Source organism: Nocardia cyriacigeorgica, from assembly GCF_029868385.1.
Lineage (GTDB): Bacteria > Actinomycetota > Actinomycetes > Mycobacteriales > Mycobacteriaceae > Nocardia > Nocardia cyriacigeorgica_F.
Genome location: NZ_JARWNX010000040.1, coordinates 105,618 through 127,460, shown reverse-complemented (window position 1 = coordinate 127,460; position 21,843 = coordinate 105,618). Strand labels below are relative to the sequence as shown.

At 68.5% G+C, this 21,843-nt stretch carries 13 protein-coding genes; 5 read left to right on the top strand and 8 right to left on the bottom strand.

Going from position 1 to position 21,843, the window contains the following annotated elements; translation table 11 throughout:
* Positions 1-114 precede the first annotated feature (114 nt).
* Positions 115-738, top strand: a complete 624-nt coding sequence (locus QH168_RS10720) for a TetR/AcrR family transcriptional regulator (RefSeq protein ID WP_280234398.1) — start codon at positions 115-117, stop codon at positions 736-738.
* A gap of 4 nt (positions 739-742) precedes the next feature.
* Here QH168_RS10720 and QH168_RS10715 read toward each other — a convergent pair whose 3' ends face one another.
* Positions 743-1,177 (bottom strand): hypothetical protein, encoded by a 435-nt coding sequence (locus QH168_RS10715; RefSeq protein ID WP_280234397.1) that lies wholly within the window; start codon positions 1,175-1,177, stop codon positions 743-745.
* Positions 1,178-1,312: 135 nt separating this feature from the next.
* On the opposite strand from QH168_RS10715, the gene QH168_RS10710 reads away from it, so the two are divergent.
* Positions 1,313-2,155 (top strand): helix-turn-helix domain-containing protein, encoded by an 843-nt coding sequence (locus tag QH168_RS10710; RefSeq protein ID WP_280234396.1) that lies wholly within the window; start codon positions 1,313-1,315, stop codon positions 2,153-2,155.
* On the opposite strand, the gene QH168_RS10705 is transcribed toward QH168_RS10710, so the two are convergent.
* The 6 genes from QH168_RS10705 to QH168_RS10680 form a co-directional block, all read right to left on the bottom strand.
* A complete protein-coding gene (locus QH168_RS10705) occupies positions 2,130-9,341 on the bottom strand; it encodes a non-ribosomal peptide synthetase (RefSeq protein ID WP_280234395.1) in 7,212 nt (2,403 codons plus the stop codon). The two genes, QH168_RS10710 and QH168_RS10705, sit on opposite strands and share 26 nt — an antisense overlap.
* A 172-nt stretch (positions 9,342-9,513) precedes the next feature.
* Positions 9,514-11,988: an FAD-dependent monooxygenase gene (locus QH168_RS10700; RefSeq protein WP_280234394.1), complete on the bottom strand. Its 2,475-nt coding sequence runs from the start codon at positions 11,986-11,988 to the stop codon at positions 9,514-9,516.
* A gap of 351 nt (positions 11,989-12,339) precedes the next feature.
* Positions 12,340-13,605 (bottom strand): bifunctional RNase H/acid phosphatase, encoded by a 1,266-nt coding sequence (locus QH168_RS10695; protein ID WP_432421074.1) that lies wholly within the window; start codon positions 13,603-13,605, stop codon positions 12,340-12,342.
* Between the two features lie 39 nt (positions 13,606-13,644).
* The gene (locus QH168_RS10690; protein WP_280234393.1) at positions 13,645-14,382 is read right to left on the bottom strand and encodes a zinc ribbon domain-containing protein; all 738 of its coding nucleotides are present in this window, start codon (positions 14,380-14,382) and stop codon (positions 13,645-13,647) included.
* Between the two features lie 108 nt (positions 14,383-14,490).
* The gene (locus QH168_RS10685; protein ID WP_280234392.1) at positions 14,491-15,252 is read right to left on the bottom strand and encodes an ABC transporter permease; all 762 of its coding nucleotides are present in this window, start codon (positions 15,250-15,252) and stop codon (positions 14,491-14,493) included.
* The gene (locus QH168_RS10680; protein ID WP_280234391.1) at positions 15,249-16,523 is read right to left on the bottom strand and encodes a glycosyltransferase; all 1,275 of its coding nucleotides are present in this window, start codon (positions 16,521-16,523) and stop codon (positions 15,249-15,251) included. The genes QH168_RS10685 and QH168_RS10680 overlap by 4 nt, the downstream gene beginning before the upstream one ends.
* A gap of 36 nt (positions 16,524-16,559) precedes the next feature.
* Between QH168_RS10680 and QH168_RS10675 the strand changes: the two genes are divergently transcribed.
* Entirely contained in the window at positions 16,560-19,214 is a 2,655-nt protein-coding gene (locus tag QH168_RS10675) for a cytochrome P450 (RefSeq protein ID WP_348537581.1), read from the top strand.
* Positions 19,215-19,251: 37 nt separating this feature from the next.
* Here the strand turns inward: QH168_RS10675 and QH168_RS10670 are convergent, their stop codons facing one another.
* A complete protein-coding gene (locus QH168_RS10670) occupies positions 19,252-19,827 on the bottom strand; it encodes a GlcG/HbpS family heme-binding protein (protein WP_280234390.1) in 576 nt (191 codons plus the stop codon).
* 208 nt (positions 19,828-20,035) lie between these two features.
* Here QH168_RS10670 and QH168_RS10665 point away from each other — a divergent pair, with 208 nt between their 5' ends.
* Together QH168_RS10665 and QH168_RS10660 are read left to right on the top strand one after the other, a co-directional pair.
* A complete protein-coding gene (locus tag QH168_RS10665) occupies positions 20,036-21,205 on the top strand; it encodes a sensor histidine kinase (RefSeq protein ID WP_280234389.1) in 1,170 nt (389 codons plus the stop codon).
* On the top strand, positions 21,202-21,837 hold the full coding sequence (locus QH168_RS10660; protein ID WP_280234387.1) for a response regulator transcription factor: 636 nt from the start codon (positions 21,202-21,204) through the stop codon (positions 21,835-21,837). The genes QH168_RS10665 and QH168_RS10660 overlap by 4 nt, the downstream gene beginning before the upstream one ends.
* Positions 21,838-21,843 lie beyond the last annotated feature (6 nt).

Below are 21,843 nucleotides of genomic sequence, written 5' to 3'. Positions count from 1 at the left end.
CCATTGAGACAGTGACTGTCTCCAGAGAGTGACTCTAGGGATCAACTTCCAGACAGTCAATATCTGAACGAAAGCAGCAATCTCCAGAGAGTGACTTGCTGATAGTCTGACGAGATGAGCGGACTTCGTGAGCGCTGGCGGCGCAAAGCCACGCACACCATTCAGGAATGCGCCCTCGACCTGTTCGACGAGAAGGGGTTCGGCGCCGTCACGATCGACGAGATCGCGGCCGCCGCCGAAGTGTCACCGTCGACGGTCTACCGCCTCTTCGGCACGAAGGAAGGGATCATCGTCGCCGACGAGTTCGACAATCTGAGCACCGAAGAGATCGAAGACATGGTCGACCCGCACGATCCCATCGGCAGCCTGCTCCGCTCCGTGCGCGCCGAAGAATCCGCACCAGAACGCGCCACCCCGGACTCCGACGCCGACACCCCGCCCGACCGCGGCCCATGGCGCCGGGTCCGCTACCACTTCACCGAACCCTCGGTGCGCATGGCCGCCTGCGCCTCCGCCGACCGCACCGGCCAGCGGCTCACCCCCCTGATCGCCTCGACCGGCCTGCTGACCGAAACCCAGGCGCGCGTGGCCGCCCATGCCCTGGCCTTCGGCTATTTCGCCGCCATGGAGCAGTGGTACCTCGACGGCGGTGAGCGCCCCATCGCCGACTATGTCGAGGAGGGTTTGCGCCCACTACGCGCCATCTGGCCCGCCGCCGACGAGGAAAAGTCCGCTTAGCGGCTCATATCCACGATCCGGGTGTTCTCGGACCGGCCTGCCGCAGACCGAGGTATTCGATTCCGGCGAACACCGCGACGGTCAGCGCGCCCATCAGCAGGAACATCACCCCGAGGCCGGTGAGTCCGATCAGCCCGGAGAACGCCAGCGCCGTCATCCCCACGGCCGACGCACCGTTCACCGCGACCACCGCGGCCGCATGCCGACCGTTGATCACCGGATACCCGGCGATCAGCAGTAGGGCCAGGCCACCGCCGATCATCGCGACGGCGAACGGGATCGACCAGGACGTCGGCAGGCCGAGCGGGTCACGCAGTGGGATCGCGCCCGCCAGCATGATCACCCCGAATGCGCCGGTGGCCCAGCCGTCCACCCGCAGTGCGCGCCGTAGCCGGTCGACCGGGGCCAGGCCGGTGGGTTCGTGGAGCACAGTGCTCATGAGGTCTTCCTCTCTCGAACGGTCCCTCGACGCGTGGCGTCGACACCGGCACCACTGTGCAACCCGCGAGGTCATCGGCTCAATAACCTCCGAGGTCATGGCCTCGCCTCGGCGGGGTCGGCTAGCGTGCACCCCATGACCTCCACCCAGCTCGTGACCCCGTCCGGAGTCGGCGGTCTGCTGCGCGAATGGCGGCAGCGGCGGCGGCTGAGCCAACTGGATCTGGCGCTGGCGGCCGAGACCTCCGCGCGGCATGTGTCGTATGTGGAGACCGGGCGCGCGCAGCCGAGTCGCGCCATGATCCTGCGACTGTCCGATACCTTGGATGTGCCGCTGCGCGAACGCAATACGCTGTTGATGGCGGCCGGTTACGCACCCGCATATCGGGAGAGCAGTCTCGACGACGCCGCATTGTCCGCGGTACGTTCGGCGCTGGATACGATGCTCGCCGCGCACGAACCGTATCCGGCGGTGGTGGTGGACCGGCTGTGGAATGTGGTCACCGGCAATCGCGCGATGGGCATCCTCACCCTCGGCGTACCCGATCACGTGATTGCGCCCGCGCCGAACGTCTATCGGTTGGTCCTGCACCCTCAAGGCCTGACCGCACGCCTGACCAGCCCGAACCGGGTGCGTGAACTGTTCCTGGACCGGCTCGCCCGGCAGGTCGGCGCGACCGGCGACCCTCAGCTGCGCGCCCTCTACGACGAGGTCACCGCCTACCCGGTACCGGATGCGCTCGACGACGACGAACCGGATCAGCCGAGCCCGTTCCAGTTCCCGATCCGGGTCCGCACCCCGGCGGGCACCCTGTCGATGTTCTCCACCATGGCCACCTTCGGCGCACCGGCGGATGTCACCCTGTCCGAGCTGGCGATCGAATTGTTCTATCCGCTGGACGAATTCACCGCGACAGTCTTGCGCAGCGCGGATCTGCCCGACACCGCGGCGATCATGCGTCGAGCATCCCCTCGCTGAACTCACGATCCAGATCCGGATCCGCTGCCGACACCGCCGCGTCCAATTGCATACCGACCTCACCGACATGCGGTTCGGTCATCATGTGCAGATGATCGCCTGGCACCGCGACCACCTCGAATCGGCGGCCTGCGTACTGCTGCCAGCCATTGTTCTGGCTGTCGAACATGGTGCCGATGGTCTGATGCGCGATATCGAAACCGCGCGGGATGCCGTCGGTGGCACGCAACAGCGTGATATCACGATCGACGATCGAGGGCCGGTAGTCGATGAGCGCGGTGTAGTTGGCGTGGAACACCTCGTACAGCCGTCGAATCGCTTGCGCCGGACTGCCTTCGGGCAGGATTCCGGAACGGATCGCCTCGGCGAGCATGGCGTCGAACAGTTCCGCCGAATCGTGCACATCCGGTTCGAATTCGCCGAGCGCGGTCTCGTTTCCGCGGGCGTACCAGAGCAGTTCGAGGAAGAACCAGCGGATCAGTTTCTCCTCGGGAATCGGCTCCCGCGTCTGCTGCCGCAGCGCCATCGTGTCCAGCAACGTCACGCTGGCCACCTGGTCGTCGGGCAGCCTTCGCCCCATCTCCAGCGCCACATATCCGCCGAACGACCAGCCCGCCAGATGGTATGGGCCTTCCGGGTGCACCCGGCGAACAGCGGCGATATAGGAATCGGCCATCTCACCGACCGAGGTCAGCGGTGTGCTTCCGGTGTCCGCACCGGCCGCCTGCAACCCGTAGACCGGGCGATCCGAATCCAGATACTTGGCGACCGCCAGATAGCAGAGCACATTGCCGCCGATCGGATGCACCAGGAACAGTGGCGGTTTGGTCCCCTCCGGCTGGATCGGCACCAGCGGATCGAAGCTGGTACAGGTGTCGCCCGCGCGGATCAACCCGGCCAGTCCCGCCGCGGTGGGCGCGGCGACGAACGCGCTCATCGGCAGTTCGACGCCCCAGCGTCGGGACAACCCCATCACCACGCGCATAGCGCCGATGGAGGTTCCGCCCACGGCGTAGAAATCCTCATCGGGGCAGATGGACGGCAGCCCGGCGTATTCGGCGAGCAGTTCCATGGCCGAACGCTCGATAGCGTCGACCGGTTCGCGATGTGGACGCGCCAGTTCGGCACTACCGGACGTCGATTGTGCGAGCAATGCGCGGTCGTCGCGTTTACCGCTGGGCGTACGCGGCATCGACTCCACCCACTGGAACCGTGCGGGCACCATGTGCGCGGGCAGGATCGACCGCAGTTCGGCACGCAATGCGGTGAGGTCGGTCGTCTCATCACCGACCAGGAACGCGATCAGCGCGCCATCGATACCGCCGAACCCGCGCGCCACCACGGCGGCCTCGGTGATGCCGGGGAACTGTTCGACCAGTCCGAGGATGCTCAGCTCGACCTCGGCCGGTTCCACCCGATAGCCGCGAATCTTGACCTGACTGTCGCTGCGGCCCAGGCATACGATGTCACCCGAAGGTAGCCGCACACCCAGATCACCGGTGCGGTAACGGATCACGCCACCGGGTGCGGCGACGAATCGTTGTGCGGTGAGCCCCGGCATGGCCTCGTATCCGCGGGCCAGGGTCTGTCCGCCGATGTAGATCTCACCGATGACGCCAGCGGGCACCGGCCGCAGCCGACGGTCGAGGATGTGGGCGGTATCGCCGTCGACCGCACGACCGATCGGTGGCAGCACCGGAAACGCGCTCTCCGGGCCGGTCAGCGGATGGGTGGTCGCCACATGGGTTTCGGTGGGGCCGTACTGGTTTTCCAGCAGCAGGCCGGGGATCGCCGCGCGCAACGCCCGGATCTCATCGGTGATGCGCAACTGCTCACCCGAGGAGGCCAGCACCTTCAACCCGGCCGGATAGATCTGGCGTATCGACGCCGCCTCGGCGAACGCCTGTAAGGCCACATACGGCAGGAAGACCCGTTCGATCTCCTCATCGGCGACGGTGCTCAGCAGATCGTTCATATCGGCGCGCAGATCTCGTTCGCTCACCCGCAGGGTGGATCCGGCCGCCAGGGTGGTGAAGATCTCCTGGAACGCCACATCGAAACTCAGCGGCGCCGCTTGCAGGGTGCTGGCGAGTCCGGCGCCGGACTCGGTGCGCAACTGCCAGTCGACCAGCGCGGTCAACCCGCGGTGCGGCATGGCCACACCCTTGGGCGCACCGGTGGAACCCGAGGTGAACAGCACGTAGGCGGTGGTTTCCGGGTGCACCGGCGCGAATCTCGGCACCGTGGTGTCGGCCGGTCCGGCGGGAGCGGTGAGTTCGGCGATATCGAGTACCAGTGCTGGATCGTCGATGAGGTCGAGGTGTTCGACGTCGACGACCACCCGATGCGGCCGGGCGCGTTGGATCATCAGGTTCAATCGGGCCCGCGGGTAGCGCACGTCCAGCGGGACGCTCGCCGCGCCGATCCTGGCCACCGCGAGCACCAGCGCCACCAGCTCCGGGGTGCTCCGGCCGATGATCGCGACCTTCGATCCCGCCGACACACCGTGTGCGAGCAGCCGGGCCGCGATGAGGTCGGCGCGCGTCACGAGTTCGTCGTAGGTCCAGACGGCATCGTCGGAGGCGACGGCGATATCGGTCGGGCGTACGGCCGCCACCTCGGTGATCAGCGAACCGACATCGCGCCCGCACACCCATTCGGCGCCGGGATCGGCGGCGGTTTCCGGGTTGTCCACCACTGCGGCCAGCATCCGGAGTTCGGTGCGTGCCACGGTCGCACACTGCTGGGCACCGAGGGCGCCGTCACCGTCGACCCGCAACCACATCCGGCCGTCGCGTGGATCGGTGGCGGCGGTGACCAGCAGTTGGAAGTTGGTCTCCTCGCGGATGTCGATGTCATCGAGCCGCACCCGGTCCGCGCCGAGCACGGTCTGGAACTGGTGGTAGTTGACGTAGTTGAACGCCGTCTCGAAGACCGGTCCGCCGTGATCGGCCATGATCGCGCGCAGCGGATAGCGCCGGTGCGGGTAGGCGTCGCGGTCGCGGCGCACCACCTGGTCGACGGCGTCACGCCAGGTGATGGCGCTGGCGTCCAAGCGCATCGGCAGGGTGTTGAGGAACAGTCCGGCCAGGCTTTCCGCACCCGCGCGGTCGGGGCGGCCGTGGCTGATGACGCCGGTGGTCACATCGACGCGACCGGACAGCAGCCGCAGCGCCAACAGGTGGGCGGCGAGATAGACCGCCTTCTCCGGCACCTGGTGTCGCGCGGCGAAATCGGCGACGCGTGCGCTGAGTCGCCGCGGCACCAGAGCCCGCGCTCGTGCGGGCTCGCAACCCTGTGACTGATGCGCCGCCCAAGCCGTCAACGCGGTCGCCTCCGCACCGGCCAGGGTCTCACGCCAGAAGTCGCGTGCGGAATCGCGTTGGGTGGCCGTCAGTTCCGCTTGTGCGTATTCGGCGAGCGCGGCCGCCGGATGGGCGGTGTCGTCGACGCCGGTGTCCAGGACACCGAGGGCGTGCAGGTAGTCACGTAGCAACTCGAGTACCGAGGTGGCCACGCTCCAGCCATCGAGGATGGCGTGGTGGAAGCTGAACACCAGATCCACCGCGGCGGTATCGGCGCCCGGATCGGGGGTGCGCAGGAACACCCGCAGCGCGTGCAGCGGCGCCCGGTCGATGACGTACCGGGCGTGCCTGCGTTCCTGGATATAGTCCTCGACCCGGCGTTCGGCCGCCGAATCCGCCAGGGCGGACAGATCGATGACCTCGTAATCAGCGGTGATGTCGGGATGCACGATCTGGAGCGGCACCGAGAACTTCGTCGGCTCGAACGACGACCGCAGCGCGGGCTGACGCCGCAGCAACCGATCGAACGCCGTCCGGAACTGCCGCTCCTGCCACGGGATCCGCAGCCGATACCGGAACACGTCCTTATAGGTGACCGAATCTGCGCGCTCGAGGCTGTGGAAGATCATGCCGAGCTGGAGCGCGGTGGCCGGGAAAGCGTCCTCGGCGCGGTGCAGTGCGGCGTGATCGATCAGCGCAACAGTCGCCAGCCGCGTGGTGATCGGTTCCGGCGCCCGCTCGACCCCGCCGGAGATCACCTCCGCCAGTTCGGCGATGGTGGGGCGCTGATAGAAGGTATCGACGTCGAAGCGCAGCCCGGCGCGTTCAGCGGCGGTGCGCACCGACAGCGCGAGGATGGAATCACCGCCGTGGGTGAAGAAGTTGTCGTGCACACCGATCGAGTCGACGCCGAGGGTGTCCGACCAGACCCGCACCAGCGCGGCCTCCACCTCGGTGCGCGGCTCCCCCGCACCGGCGGACCGCTGGGCTGGACGCTGCTCGGCCGCCGCCTGCGCCAGCACCCGCCGATCCGCCTTGCCGTTGCGGGTCACCGGAATGCGCTCCACCCGCACCAACCTGGTGGGCACCATGTACTTGGGCAGCCGGGCGCCGAGTTCGGCGGCCAGCCGGTCGGTCGTCGGTTCGGCGTCGGATTCGCCGACGTAGTAGCCGACCAGAGACACACCGTGCTGTGCGGATTTCTCGTCGACCACGGCCGCCGCGTGCACGCCCGCGCAGTCGAGCATCGCGTTCTGCACCTCTCCGAGGGTGACGCGGTTGCCGCGCACCTTCACCTGATCGTCGAACCGGCCCAGATATTCGAGCTGGCCGTCCGGCAGCCAGCGCACCAGATCGCCGGTGCGATAGCGACGCCGACCAGCGACGGTGCGGTCGTGCACGAACGACGCGGCCGTCAGCTCGGCGCGACCGCGGTAACCGCGGGCCACACCGACACCGGCAATGTTCAGCTCACCCGGCACACCCGGCGGCAGCCTGCGGCCGTGCTCGTCCAGCACCAGCAGATCGATATTGTCGATCGGCCTGCCGATGGGCACCACGTCCAGCGGTTCACCGTCGGGGCAGTCGAAGTAGGACACGTCGACCGTCGCCTCGGTCGGGCCGTACAAATTCACCAGCTGCGGTGCGGTGACATCGGCCGCGGCGAACAGGGCGTGGAAGCGCCGCACCAGCGCGGGCGGCAGGGCCTCACCGCTACAGAACACCCGCCGCAGGGTGGCGATGCGGTCGACGGCGGCGCGGTCGGTCTCCAGTTCGCCGATGAAGGCCGCCAGCATCGACGGGACGAAATGCAGCACCGTCACCGCGTCGTGCTCGATGGCAGCGATGATGCGGCGCGGATCGCGCTCGCCACCGGCTTCGAGCAATGCCACTCGGGCGCCGACGATGGCCCACCAGAACAGTTCCCATACCGACACGTCGAAGGTCGCTGGCGTCTTGTGCAGGACGACGTCGCGCACGTCGAGCGGATACCGGCGCTGCATCCAGTTCAGCCGGTTGACCACCGAGCGATGCTCGATCATCACGCCCTTGGGCCTACCGGTCGAACCGGAGGTGTAGATGAGGTAGGCGAGATCAGCCGGATGCGATCGGTTCTGTACGTGTACCGGACGGCCCTCGCCAGGCTGTACGCGTAGCACGCCGAGCCGGTCGAATACCGACTGGTGTTCGGGCCCGGCCGCCACGAATCGCGCACCGCAGTCGGCCAGCACGGTCTCGATGCGGGTGGCCGGGAACTCCGGGTCCAGTGGCACGTACGCGCATCCGGCCCGCAGGATGCCGTACATGGCGATCAGCATGTCCGGCGACCGGGACAACACCACGGGCACGCATTCGTTGCCGGTCGCGCCGAGCGCGAGCAACTGATCGGCGAAAGCGTCGGCTCGCTCGGCCAGTTCGGCATAGCCGAGCCGGGAGCCGTCGGCGGCGATGACGGCGGTGCGCGCCGGATGCGCCGCGGCCTGATCGGCGAAGAGCCGGTCGAGCGTGGTGTACGGGAAATCCGCGCGCGGTCCCGCCTCGAACTCGGCGACCCGGTGTGCGGTCGGCGGCGCGAGCAACGGCAGCGCCGATACCGGCAGCGCCGGATCGGCCAGCGCGGCCTCGATCATGGTGGCGACGCTGTCGATGGCGCTGCCGATCGGGTAGGTGGCGTCGAAGACGTCCGGGTCGTAGATCAGTTGCATACTCAGTGAGCCGTCGCGCTGATGTTCGATGGCGACGATATTGAGCGCTTGCAGGCAGGATCCGGCATTGGGCAGCCGCAGCCGCTCCATGATCTGGTCGAGATGATCCGAGGCGGGCAACCGCATGTACGAATACGACACATCGAACAGCGTTGGCGCGGACGGGTCTTCGGCCAGGGCCCGCATCAGATCGCCATAGGCGAAGCGCTGCCGCTGCTTCAATGCCTTGATCTGTACGGCCACGTCGACGGCCACCTCGGACAGCGTCCGCGCACCGCCGATGCGCACCCGCACCGGCAACATGTTGGTGACATGCCCGCCCGCGGCCAACGCCACCGGCGTCTCGCGGTTGAGCATCGGCACACCGAGCATCACTTCCTCGGTGCGGTGCACCGCGCACAGATAGGCGCCGAGCGCGGCGGCGGAGTACGCGAACGACGAGGTGCCGGTGGCGCGCAGCCGGTCCAGATACGCCTTGTCCAGCCGCACCACTCGATGTCCGCGCACGGCTGTCGGTGTGGCGGTCCGGGTGAACAGGGCGGGGACGGCGTCACCGATATGGTCGAGCAATGCCGCGCGGTCGGCCTGCCATTCGGCCGAGAAGCGATAGTCCTGCTCGGCGTCGAGCAGTTCCCGATACGACGGCAACGGCTGGTCGGGTTCGACGCCCTCGGTGTCGAGGAAATCGTGGATCAGGTGCGCGAGCAGCATGTTCAACGCCCATCCGTCGGCATTGGCGTGCAGCACCCGGATGAAGATGTGGAAATCGGCCGGATCGTCGACCAGTACCGCGACGGCCACATTCGCCGGACCGTCGATGGGCTGTGCCGAGGCCAGGCTCATCCACCGGGCGCAGGCTTCGGCCGGATCGGGCTCATCGGTGAAATCGACATGCTCGAGCACGGGTTCGGCTTCGGAGACCCACTGCCGGAACTCGCCGTCGACCAGTTCGAACCGCAACCGCAGCGCATCATTGCGGCGCACCGCCCGATGCAGCACCTCCCGCATCCGCGCCACATCCAACGGCCGGTCGACATCGCCTTTCACGGCCAGCTGAGACACCGGTTCCGGTGCGAACCGGAACGCCGCGGACAGAATGTCGCGCTGGTAGGCGGTGACCGGCCAGCGGGTCGGTCCGGGTTCCTCCGCTTCCGCCGGTGTCGTCTCGGAATTCACGCCTAGCTCCTCGTGCGGCCGGATGCGGGCCCGCTGCCTGCGTCGACGGGTCACGGCATCGTGATCACGCGGGGACGCCAGAGCAGCCGTCCGTATCGATCGAAGGTCGCGGCGGTGACGGCCGGGGAACAGCCGGGCCGCCGCTAGGTAGTCGGATGGGGAACGAACTGTCTCAGATCGCCGACAGCAGCGCCCGAATGCTTTCGTCGGCGAGCAGTTCGGCACGTTCGGTCGACACCGCCGGTTCCACATAGCCCACGTTGAACGACAGCTGACCGTGGGTCGCGTTGGCTGTCGCCATGATGAAACCGCTCACCGACATCCCGGAGACGAACTGCGCCTCCGACAGTCGCCAGGCGCCGATCTTGTCCGGCACGTCGTACTGCCCCAGGTAGGTCATGCACAGATGACCAGGGCCGCGGCTGTCCATCAGCTTCACCGTCGAAGCACTGGCGGCCACCGACTTCGGACCGACCGCCTGCAACAGATTCAGCGCCGACATATGGTCACGGCGCGCCATCCGCTCGCGGTAGGCGCCGTCGATCTCCTCGGCCACCTGCCACAGCGAGGCCCACGGCGCGTAGTTCGCCATGGTGGCGATCATGCCCTGATAGGAACCGACTTCGGCGTCGGAGACCACACCGTCGAGGTGCGAGCGGAAGTTCACCGAACTGCCCACCGTGTACGGCGCCGCGCCCGTGGTGCCCGCTTCCCGTGCCGCACCGACCAGCAGCGCCGCCGACAGCACCGACTGCAACGTCACTCCACGCGCGCTACATCCGGCCAGCAGCGCGTCGAGCCGATCACCATCGAGACTGCGGTGCACGACTCGGCTGCGGCGCTGCGCGGGCGGCACCAGGGTGGTCGGTTCCAGCCGGCGCGGCCTGCGCAGCTGGGCCAACTGATCGCGCACCTGCGCACCGATCATCTTGCGAGTTCCGCTGCCGCCCCGATACTTCGCCGGGAACAGCTGCTCCGGCCCCGGCCGCACCGGGCTCGGCGGCAGCTCGGCTGCTTCACCCGCGGCCACGTGCAGGATCTGCGCGGCCACGGTCATCGCCGATTCGCCGTCGGCGATCGCATAGTGCAGGGTGACCACCAGATCGGCGGTCTCACCCGCCGGATCGGTGATCAGCACCGCGCGCGCCAGCGGACCCTGCTGCCAGTCGAAGGGCTCGCGCAGCTCGACCTCATCCGTCTCGGACAGCCAGGCCTCGGGGTCCGCGGATTCGACCACCCGCAGCGGCAGCGGCCGGTCCGTCGGCACGAACCTCGGTTCGGTGCCGTCCGGATTCGCCGCGATGGCGACCCGCAGCAGCGGATGTCGATGCTGCACTTCGTCCAGGCCCGCGCGGATCTGCTCGGCGGTGACGGTGCCGTGCACCCGCACCCGCGACAGGATGTGCAGCGGTGCCAGCTGATCGGCGATCCAGTGCCAGCGCTCCATCGGGGAGAGCGCGCGGGGCAGCTCGACGCTCGGCCCGCCCAGCTCCGGGAAGCCCATGGGCTTGGCCAGGTTGGTCAGGAAGAAGGTCTCCGGCGCCCGCCGGAAGTAGGTGTCGCGCACCGCGACGGCCTTGTCGTTATCGGTCTGTTCGACCTTGGCCAGCTGCGCCGAACCGTTGACGAACATGGCGCTGCGATCGGCGCGCAACTGTTCGTAGCGACGCAGCCCGGCCACCGGATCCAGCGAATGGGCCAGGGTATTCGCCAGCACCACGGCATCTTCGATCGCCGAGTTCGCGCCCTGTCCCAGACTGGGCAGCATCGGATGTGCGGCATCACCGAGCAGGGTCACTCGGCCGCGGCCGAGTTCGGCCAGCGGCGGACGGTCCTGCGCGGGCACGGCCAGTACCTCGGACCATTCGGTCTGCTCGATGCACGCGCGCACCTCCGGCGCCCAGCCGTCGTACAGTCGCAGCAGATCGTCCTTGGTGCCCTGCCAGTCGGCGGCCTCCGCGCCGGGCATGGTCATCGTGCCCCACCAGTAGACCCGGCCGTGGCCGATATCGTGGATGCCGAAACGCATTCCGGTGCCCCAGTAGTGGGCGGACGCACCGCGCGGAACGCGCGGGTGTTCGAACGGGACACAGGCCAGCCAGCACACGAAATTGCCCGGCCGCGGCTCGGACCTGCCGTGCAGCTGCGCGCGCACCATCGAGTGGATGCCGTCGGCGCCGATCAGCAGATCACCCTCGGCCGCGCGGCCGTCGGCGAACTCGACCCGGACGCGGTCGCCGTCATCGAGGAAACGCGTGGCCTGCGCGCCGGTGAAGGTCGGCGTATCGCCGATCGCGCGAACCAGCGCGGTATGCAGATCGGCGCGATGCAGCGCGACCGCGGGCGCACCGAGCTTCGCATCGAGTGTGTAGACGGGCAGCTCCCGGATCAGGGTGCCCTCCGGCTTACGGAACTGGAAGGTCTCCACGCGGCCACCGCGTTCGAGCAGTTCGGTGTCGATACCCAGATCGAGGCTGCGCAGTGCGTTGATCCCATTGGCCTGTACCGAAAGACCGAATCCCTGGGCCCGCAACTCCGGCCCCGCCTCGTAGAGCTCGACTCCGAACCCGGCATGTTGCAATGCGGCGGCTGTGGTGAGTCCGCCGATCCCCGCCCCTAGCACAACGACCTTGATCGGACTGCTCATCGAACCTGCACTCTCATAGACCAATAGGCGGCGCAATACGGCTTCTTCCCTCGAAACCGCTGGTGAGCAGTGTTACTCGCCGATCGTCACCCCCGACAGCGCCGACCGGGAAACCAACACCCTTTCCCGGCCAGGCAGGCCGTACGGGACGCCTGTGCCTGACCGGTCCGAAGCGTACCGCGATCCTCTAAATTCGACCAACACAACCGTGATTCGCGCACAAAAGTTGTCGGTGGGCGCAATTACGTTGGAATTCGGCGGGATTCGCCGCTCACGCTGGGCATTGAGCAGTCCTCCAAAACAACTCACGACACCCGATGAGGGCATGGCACATCAGTTGCCGGGTGAGAATTATAGGTAGCTCGTATCATTGATCAGCCGCACCGAGGACCCACCATCGGGATAGAACTCGGCGACAGACAGCGACGCCAGGTCCAGATGCAGCCGGTAGAGCAGCGAAGGACCGACACCGAGTGCGAGTTGCAGCAGCGTCTTGATCGGTGTGACATGGCTCACGACAACGAGATTCGCGCCGGGATACAACGCGACCAGATCGCGGCGCGCCGCCTCCACCCGCGCGCGCACCTGATCGAAGCTCTCGCCGCCCGGTGCGGGCTGCGACGGATCGCCGAGCCAGGCCGAATGCCGTTGCGGATCGCGTTCGGCGGCCTCGGCGAAGGTCAGGCCTTCCCAGTCGCCGAAATCGGTTTCGATGAGACCGTCGCAGGTCTGTGTCGCGACGCCGAGAGCGGTGGCCGCCGCCTCGGCGGTCTCCACGGCCCGGCCGAGCGGTGAGGTCACCACCGCGGCGATATCACCCTTGGCCGCCAGCATCTTCGCCGCGCGCGCGGCCTGTTCCCGGCCGAGGGCGGTGAGCGGCGGATTACCGCGACCGGAGTAGCGGCGTTCGATCGACAGCTCGGTCTGGCCGTGGCGCAGCAGCAGGAATCGGGTGGGGCGGCCGGACAGTCCGGTCCAGCCGGGCGGTGGTTCCTTCGCGGTCACCAGCCGTTCGTCCGGGCTGGCCGCGCGGACCTCCTCGGTCCAGTTCGACCGCTCACCCTCGACCGCGGAGCGCGAGCGAGTGGCGGCCGCACCATCGGAGCCGGGCGCCGGATCGTCGGTGGCAGGCCCGGTATCCGATCCGCCGCCACCGCCGAGCCCGGTGGGCGCGTGCCCGGCCTCGCGTGCGGTGCGGACCTGGTCCACCAGACCGCCGTCGTCCATGGCCTCGTTGGCCAGCTGGTCGGCGTGTGAGTTCTCCTTGCGCGGAATCCATTGGAAACTCACCCGGTCGAACCCGGCGACCAGACGTCGGGCGCGATCGGCCAGCGGGATCATCGCCGCGTGCTTGACCTTCCAGCGGCCCGACATCTGCTCGACCACCAGTTTGGAATCCATCCGCACCGACACCTCACGGGCGCCCATCTCGGCGGCGGCCTCCAGACCGGCGATGAGTCCGCGGTACTCGGCGACATTGTTGGTGACGACGCCGAGGTATTCCTTGCGTTCGGCGAGGACCCGCACATGGTCGGCGTCGAAGACGACGGCGCCGTACCCGGCGGGGCCGGGATTTCCGCGCGAACCGCCGTCGGCCTCGACGATCACCTCACGCACGGACACCACCGCCACCTCCTCGCCTTCACGAATCCGAACTCACAGACCCGACTCTTTGGTGCGGACCATGATCGCGCCGCATTCGGGGCAGCGCACCACCACGTTCGGTTCGGTCTTGGCGATGCGGGCGATCTCGCCGCGATCGAGTTCGATCCGGCAGGCGCCGCAGCGGCGGGCCTGGAGCAGTGCGGCGCCGACGCCGTGCTGGGCGCGCTGGCGGTCGTAGATGGCGAGCAGATCGTCCGGGAAGGCGCCGACCAGCTCGGCGCGATCGCGGTCGCAGCGGTTCTGCGCCACGTCCAGATCGGCCAACGCCTCGTCGCGGGCGCGGGTGGCCGTCGCCAGATCGTCGTCGGCCTTGCTCAGCCGGGCACCGGCATGGTCGTGGTCGGACGCGGACGCTTCACGCCGCTCCATCACCTCGAGCAGATCGTCTTCGAGCACCGAACGCCGCCGCTCCAGACTGCCCAGCTCGTGCTGGAGTTCGGAGAGCTGCTTGGCGCCCACCGAACCGGAGGTCAGCATGCCGCGATCGCGTTCCTCACGTTTGCGGACCGCCTCGATCTCACCCTCGAGTTTGCGGATATCGCGGTCGAGGTCGTCCAGCACGATCTCCACGGCCACCGCGGCGTCTTTCTGCGCATTGCGCTCGGCCTCGAGCCGCACCACCTCCTGCTGCTCGGGCAGTACGGTGCGCCGGTGGGCGATTCGCGTCAGCTCGGCGTCGACGGCGGCGAGCTTCAGCAGCTTGGCCTGGATCGGTGGTTCGACATTCAACGCGGACAAACTCCTGACACGCTGTGGACGGATAGCGGCTCAACCGTACCGCGCCGACCAGCCGATACCGGCCAGACGTTGGGATCGGTCACCAATCAGGTCGTGCGCTCATCGGCGGGCGAGCGCGGCGAACTGCACGCTCGCCCCCACGAAACCGGCGGCGCCGAGACCCACGCACCACGCCACCGCGGCGCCGGCGTGGCTACCGGCGCCGGTGCCGTCGAGCAGCCCGCGCACCGTCTCGACCACCGGCGTGGCCGGTTGATGTTCGGCGAACCCGCGCAACCAGCCCGGCATGGTGGAGACCTGCACGAACGCACTGCTGATGTACGGGATGAACATGATCGCGTAGGTGAGCCCACCGGCCGCCTCGGGATTCTTGGCGACCAGGCCGAGCGCGACCGCGATCCAGCACACCGCGGTGACGAACAGCGCGATCATCAGCGCCGCCGCCAGCCAGCCGAGCGGACCCGCTTCGGGCCGGTAACCGAGCACGACCGCCACCGCCACCGCGATGCCGATCGCGACCATATTGCGCACCAGCCCCTCGGCGACATGTCCGGCGAGCACCGCCTGGCGAAACATCGGCAGCGTGCGGAACCGGTCGACGCTGCCGTTGGTCATATCGGTGGAGACGCCGGTGGCGGTGATGGAGGAGGCGAAGCCCGCGCACAGCAGCATGATGCCGGGCACCACATAGTTCAGATACGGTCCGCCGACATTGATCGCGCCGCCGAACACATAGGTGAACAGCAGCATGATCAGGATCGGCATGAGCAGCGAGATGATCAGCGTGTCCCGGCTGCGCAGCGTCTTGCGGGCACTGCGCTGGAACATGGTGGCCGTATCGGCGACGACGTGCCCGATCACCGGCCCGCTGCCTCGATGATGTCGGCGGCGCGCGCGCTCGCACCCTCGGTGGTGAGGGTCGTGGCGAACTCCGCCGCCCGTGCCGCGCACGCGGGGGTGAGCACCGACCGCAGCTTCTCCTCCAGCCGGTCGGCGCTGAGCTGGGTGAATCGCAGGTGCGCGCCGACGCCGAGACGTTCGACCTGTCCGCCCCACATGGGTTGTTCGAAGGAGACCGAGCACACCAGTGTCGGCAACCCGGCGCGCAGGCTTTCGAACAGCGTCCCGATGCCGCCGTGGTGCACGGCCGCCGCGCAACGCGGGAAGACGATGTCGTGGGCGAAGGGCCCGACGATCTTGACGTGCTCGCCGACCTCGGCGTCGATGTCCAGATCGCTCCAGCCCACGCTCACCAGCGCCCGCACCCCCAGCCGGGCCGATACCCGCGACACCATGGCCAGCACGGAGGCGGTATCGCGGAGGGGCATGCTGCCGAATCCGAAGAACACCGGCGCCTCGCCCGCCTCGACCCAGGCCAGGATGTCGTGGTGGTCACCGGCCAGCTCACCCACGGCCTCGCGGGTCTGCCGATCGAGAGTGAGGAATCCGGTGAACGGCCGCCGCGCGCCCCATTCCTGTTCGAGCCCAGGCACCAGCGCGGGATCGTAGATCTGGACTTCCGGCACGTTCGCCCTGGCAAGGACCGCGGCGGTGCTGGCCAACGATTTCGGCAGGCCGAGCCGTCCGCGCAGTTCGTTCAGATAGCGCGCGAACACCACCCGGCGCAGGTTTTCGGCCAGCACCCAGGTGGTGCGGTTGACCAGGGCGGGCGGATCCCACTGCGGTGGCAGCGCGCCGGGGAACGGATAACGGCTGTTGTAGCGGCACGGGTAGTAGTGCACGCTGACCAGCGGGACGTTCATCGCTTCGGCCACCGAACTCGCCCTGTCCTCGGTGACGGTCGTGGCGACGATGAGTTCGGCATCGGCGCAGACGTCGATGACTTCCTGGTTCATCTGCGCCGCGTATCCGGCCATCTGCCGTCCGACCAACTGCATCAGCCGGAAAGTGCTGCCCGCCGCCAATGCCTGCTGCCCCTCGGGCGAGCTGTAGAGCTGTTGGATATCGGGGCCGCACGCTCGCGCGGTGAGCCCGGCGTCGCTGACGAAGCCGACCAGATTCGGCGGAGCGCCGATCAGCACATCGTGCCCGCGGCCTTCGAGTTCGCGGCCGAGCGCGACGATGGGCTGCACGTCGCCACGGGTTCCGGTGAGCGGAATGGCAATCTTCACTCGGCGCTTCCTTCGGTATTCGATGACGCGGCAGCGATGCCGCACATGGTGCGCCGAGCCGACGCCACCGCGGCCCGGCCCGCTGACGCGGTGTGTTCACTCGTCGTGCGTCGGTACAGTGACATTGTGCACATCGCGATGTTCATGGATTACCACCCGGCCACGCTCGGTGGTGTCCAGACGGCTGTCGATTCGCTGTGTCGGGGGCTCGAAAGCGCAGGTCACCGTGTCACATTGTTCGTCGCGCCCGCGGTGGGCGCGCGGGTGGACACGGCGGCGAACGTGGTGGAACTCGAGGCCGCGCCTGTCGCGGTGAACGGCTTTCCGATGGTGCTGCCCACCAGGCGTAATGCCCGCCGTATCGATGACGCGTTCGCCGCGCGCGGCCCGGTCGATGTGGTGCACACCCACACCACCTACGGCGTCGCGATCGCGGGGATGAAAGCCGCACGGCGGCATCGGCTTGCGCTGGTGCACACCGCGCAGAGCCGCGACGACGCCTTCATCGAGCACACCTCCCCCGCCCCGTATCCGGCGGCACTGCTGATGCGGGCGCTGCACGGACGGTTCGTACCGCATCGCCATCACATGCCCCATCGTGCCGAAAGCCGTGCGGCGCGGCATGCCTGGTGGACGATCGCCGGTCAGGCGCAGGCCGCCGATCGGGTGATCGCGCCGACAAGGCATTTCGCGGATCTGCTGGTCGATCATGGAGTGACGCGCCCGATTCGGGTGATATCCAACGGTGTCGACGACGCCCTGGTCGACAGTCGTTCCGGCGCGGACCTCTCCCGTCCTGAATCGGATGCGCTGCGGCTGATCTGGTGCGGGCGCCTGTCCGCCGAGAAGCGGCTGCTCGAATCGATCGAGGCGGTGCGCGCGGTACCGAACTGCACGCTCGACATCTACGGAGAGGGCGATCAGCGCGAGGCGGCCGCGGCGGCGATCGCCGAACACGCGCTCGGCGACCGGATCCGGTTGCACGGCAGGGTCACTCAGGCCGAATGCTTGAACGCGATGGCGAGGGCCGACGCGCTGCTGTTCCCGTCCTCGGGTTTCGATACCCAGGGCATGGTGCTGCTGGAAGCCGTCGCGATGGGGTTGCCGATCGTGTACTGCGATCCCGATCTGGCCGAATCGGTGCCCGTCGGCGGTGGTGTCCGCACCGCGTACCCGTCCGCCGCCGGAATCGCCGAAACTCTGTCCCGGCTCGCCGGTGAGCGTGGCGCGCTCGCCGACATGCGCACGGTGCAGTCCAAACACAGCGACGGAGTGCGGCAATCCCGGCAGATCGGCGCCGTCGCCGAGGTGTACCGGCAGGCGGCCGAGGAGGCCGCGGCGAGCCCGGAGCAGGTGATGCCGCGTAGCCTGGCCGAGATCCCCACCGCACCGGGCGGTCTGCCGCTCGTCGGTCACAGTCTGCGGGCCCTGCGCGACGCACCGGGTTTCGTGACCTCGCTGTCGGAACTCGGCCCGATCGTGCGGCTGCACTTCGGCCAGAAGACCGGCTATCTGCTCACCACCCCCGATCTCGTGCGCGAGGTCGGTCTCGGTGAGGCGGAATTCAACCGTGAGGATCTGCGCGAGGCGATCAAGGACGTCGCGGGCGGATCGGTGAACGTACTGCGCGGCGCCGAACACAAACTGCGCCGCCGGATGATCGCGCCCGCCCTGCGGCAGAGCCGCCTCGCCGAATACACCAGGGCGGCCGCCGATATCGCCGAGAACTGGTCGTCGGGGCTGCCTTCGGGCACCACGGTGAACCTCATGGACGAAGCGCACGGACTCGTCCTCGACACCGTCTCCTCCACGCTGTTCAAGGCCAGCTTCAGTGATACCGCGCGGCGCGAGATCCGCGACAATGTGCCGTGGCTGCTCAGTCAGGTGATCATCCGCACCGCCATGCCGCCGCAGATCCGCCGGCTGCGGGTGATCGCGAACTGGCGGTGGGAGCGCAAATCCCGGCATCTGCGCGGCGCCATCGGTGATGTGATCGCCGAATACCGTCGCCTCGACGAAGATTTCAACGATGTGGTGTCGGCGCTGATCCGGCACCGCGACGAGGAGACCGGTGCGACCCTGTCCGATGAGCACATCATCGATGAGGCGATCCTCATGCTGGCCGGTGGTGTCGGCTCGATGGCCTCGCTGGCGGGCTGGCTGTGGCATGAGGTGATGCGCCGACCCGAGGTCGCCGAGCGTGTCTACCGCGAACTCGACGAGGTGGTCGGCTCCGGGCCGGTGCGTGCCGAGCACATCAACGCGCTGCCCTACCTGAAACAGGTGGTGTCGGAGACGATCCGGTTCTGGGGGCCGTGGATCAGCGCCGCCACCGCCGACGGCGATGTCACCATCGGCGGGGTCACCATCCCCGACGGCACCGCCGTCATGTTCAGCCCGTATATGGTCCAGCACGACAAGCGCTACTACCCCAATCCCGAAGCCTTCGACCCCGACCGCTGGTCCCCCGCCCGCGCCGACGAGATCGACAAGAAGTCCAGCCTCTCGTTCGGCGTCGGCCGGCGCCGCTGCCTCGGCGACCACTTCGCCATGCTGGAGATCACCCTCGCCTCGGCCGCGTTCTTCGCCCGCTGGAAGCCGACACCGGATCCCGACTATCAGGTGCGCGCATCCAACCGTGACTTCGTGCTCTCGCCCTCGGCATTGCCGGTGACGCTCGCGCCGAGGTAGATCGAGGTACTGCTCCCGCTCGACAGCGCCGGGATCGTCAGTCGCGCAGCGTGGCGGCGCCGACCTGGGCGAACTTCTCGTCCAGGTCACCGCTCGGCGCACCCGCGACGCCGATGCCCGCGATCGGGGCGCCGTCCACGACCACCGGAGCGCCACCGCCGAGGAAGAGGGTGCCGGGGATATCGGCCAGTTGCGGTGCGGAGTTCAGGCGCCCGGCCAGCTCCGAGGTGGGGGCGTTCCAGGACACGGCGGTGTAGGCCTTCTTCTCGGCCGACTCGTAGGACTGTGGGCCCGCCCCGTCACCGCGCAGCGTCACCAGGGTGTTGCCGTTGCGATCCACCACGGCGACGCTGATGCGCTGGTTGTCCTTGCGGGCGGCGTCGAGTGCGGCCTGGGCGGCTTCGGTCGCGGCGTCGATGGTGAGGTGGGTGCTCTGGGTGGTGTTGCCCGCGGCGGCGTTCACCGAGACGGGGGCAACGGCCACCTGCTCCGGGGAATCGGCGTTCACCGAGACGATGCCGATGGTGCCCGCGGCGATGGCCGCGACGGCGACACCACCGATGGCGATCCGGGTGCGGGTGGCCACGGAGGTGCGGGTGCTGCGCGAGTTCATGGGGTTCTCCTCGTCTCGGTGAACGGCGGTCGCCATTCGGTTCACCTTCGATCCTCGGCGTCGGCCGGAGGTTTGCCATCGGCTCCGCGGCTCGGTCTGCCGAGGCGATCGGCCGACCGACGGGTCATCCGATCGGTTGACCCGCCGCCGCGTCCCGCACGGCAGAATGGACGTGTTTGCCCAGTTCGACGCGATCGAGGAGGTGGCGGTGCCGGAGGTTTCCCCTGCGGATCAGGGCGAGGAACGGGTGCTCGCCATCGTCATGCACGCGACGTTCTATGTGTTGCTGGGTGCGTCGCTGGCGCGGTTCCTGATCCGCCATCCCGGCAGTCCCCAGTCCGGCTGGGTGCTGGCGCTCTCGGGTCTGCTCGCGCTGCTCTACGTGGTCGGCGCACCGCGCGGGAATCGCGGGACCGTATGGTTCGCGCTGCTGGTCGCCTGCTGGGCGGTACTCGTGGTGCTCGCACCCAGCTTCGCGTGGTGCGCGGTGCCATTGCTGTACACCGGTTTCCGTATCCTGCCGACGCGCGTCGCGATCGGTCTGGTGGTGGTGCTCACCGGGCTCGTGGTCCTCACCCAGGTGCGGCTGGCCGGGTGGGGTGATCCGAATCTGCTGCTTGCCCCGCCCGCGGTGGCGGCGGTGACCACGGCATTGTTCGTGCAGATGCGCCGTCAGACCGTGCGCCAGGCCGGGCTCATCGATGATCTGCTGCGTACCAGACAGGAACTGGCCGCCACCGAACGCCGCGAAGGCACGCTGGCCGAACGGCAACGGCTGGCCGCCGACATCCACGACACCCTGGCGCAGGGACTGTCCAGTCAGCGCATGCTGCTACAGGCCGCCGACCGGATCTGGGACAGCGATGCCGAGCGGGCCCGCGCACATGTGCGCACCGCCGCCACCATCGCCGAGCAGAATCTCGCCGAGGCCCGCCGTTTCGTGCACGATCTGGCACCGGCCGATCTCGCCGCCACCGGATCGCTGGACGCCGCACTGCGGACACTGGCCGATCGGGAGAGCTCCGAGGAACTCGCGGTGCGCTGCGTCATCGACGGCCCGCCGGTGCGGCTACCGGGTCGGATCGAGGCCACCGTGCTCCGTATCGCCCAGGGGGCGTTGGCCAATGTCCGCGAGCACGCCGCGGCCCGCACCGCCACCGTGACCCTCGCCTACCTCGACGATCAGCTCCTGCTCGACATTGCCGACGACGGCCGCGGATTCGACCCCGCCGCACCCGCCGGCTCCGGCAGTAGCCGCGGTTACGGGCTGCCAGCCATCCGGGCCCGTCTACAGCAACTCGGTGGCACCCTGACCATCGAGTCCGCGCCCGGTGAAGGCGCCGTACTCTCGGCCGCGATCCCCTTGGAGCGAGCATGACGAATCCGACCGTGCGCCTGCTGATCTGCGATGACCATGTGGTGGTCCGGGCCGGTCTGCGGGCGCTGCTGGACAGCGCCTCCGATATCGACGTGGTCGGTGAGGCGGGCAGCGGCGCCGAGGTGGTGACCCTGGCCGGTGCGCTGCACCCCGACGTCGTCCTGATGGATTTGCAGCTCGGCGGCGATGTCGACGGTGTGGAGGCCACCCGCCGTATCACCGCGCTGCCCGCGCCGCGCCCACATGTGCTGGTACTCACCACCTTCGACACCGATGCCGACATCACCCGCGCCATCGCCGCGGGCGCCACCGGCTATCTGCTGAAAGCCGAACCGCCCGAGGAACTCTTCGCCGCCATCCGCACCGCAGCGGCCGGACGCACCGCGTTGTCGGCGCCGGTGGCCAACCGGGTCATGGCCCGCATGCGCGATCCGCGGCCAGGTCTGACCGCCCGCGAATCCGATATCCTCGCTCAGCTCGCCCATGGCCTCGGCAATCGTGAGATCGCCCGCGCCCTGCACATCAGCGAAGCCACCGTGAAGACCCACCTGGGCCGTATCTACGCGAAACTCGGCGTGGACACCAGGGCGGCGGCGGTCGCGGTGGCCACCGAGCAGCGGCTGCTCGGCTGAGATGCC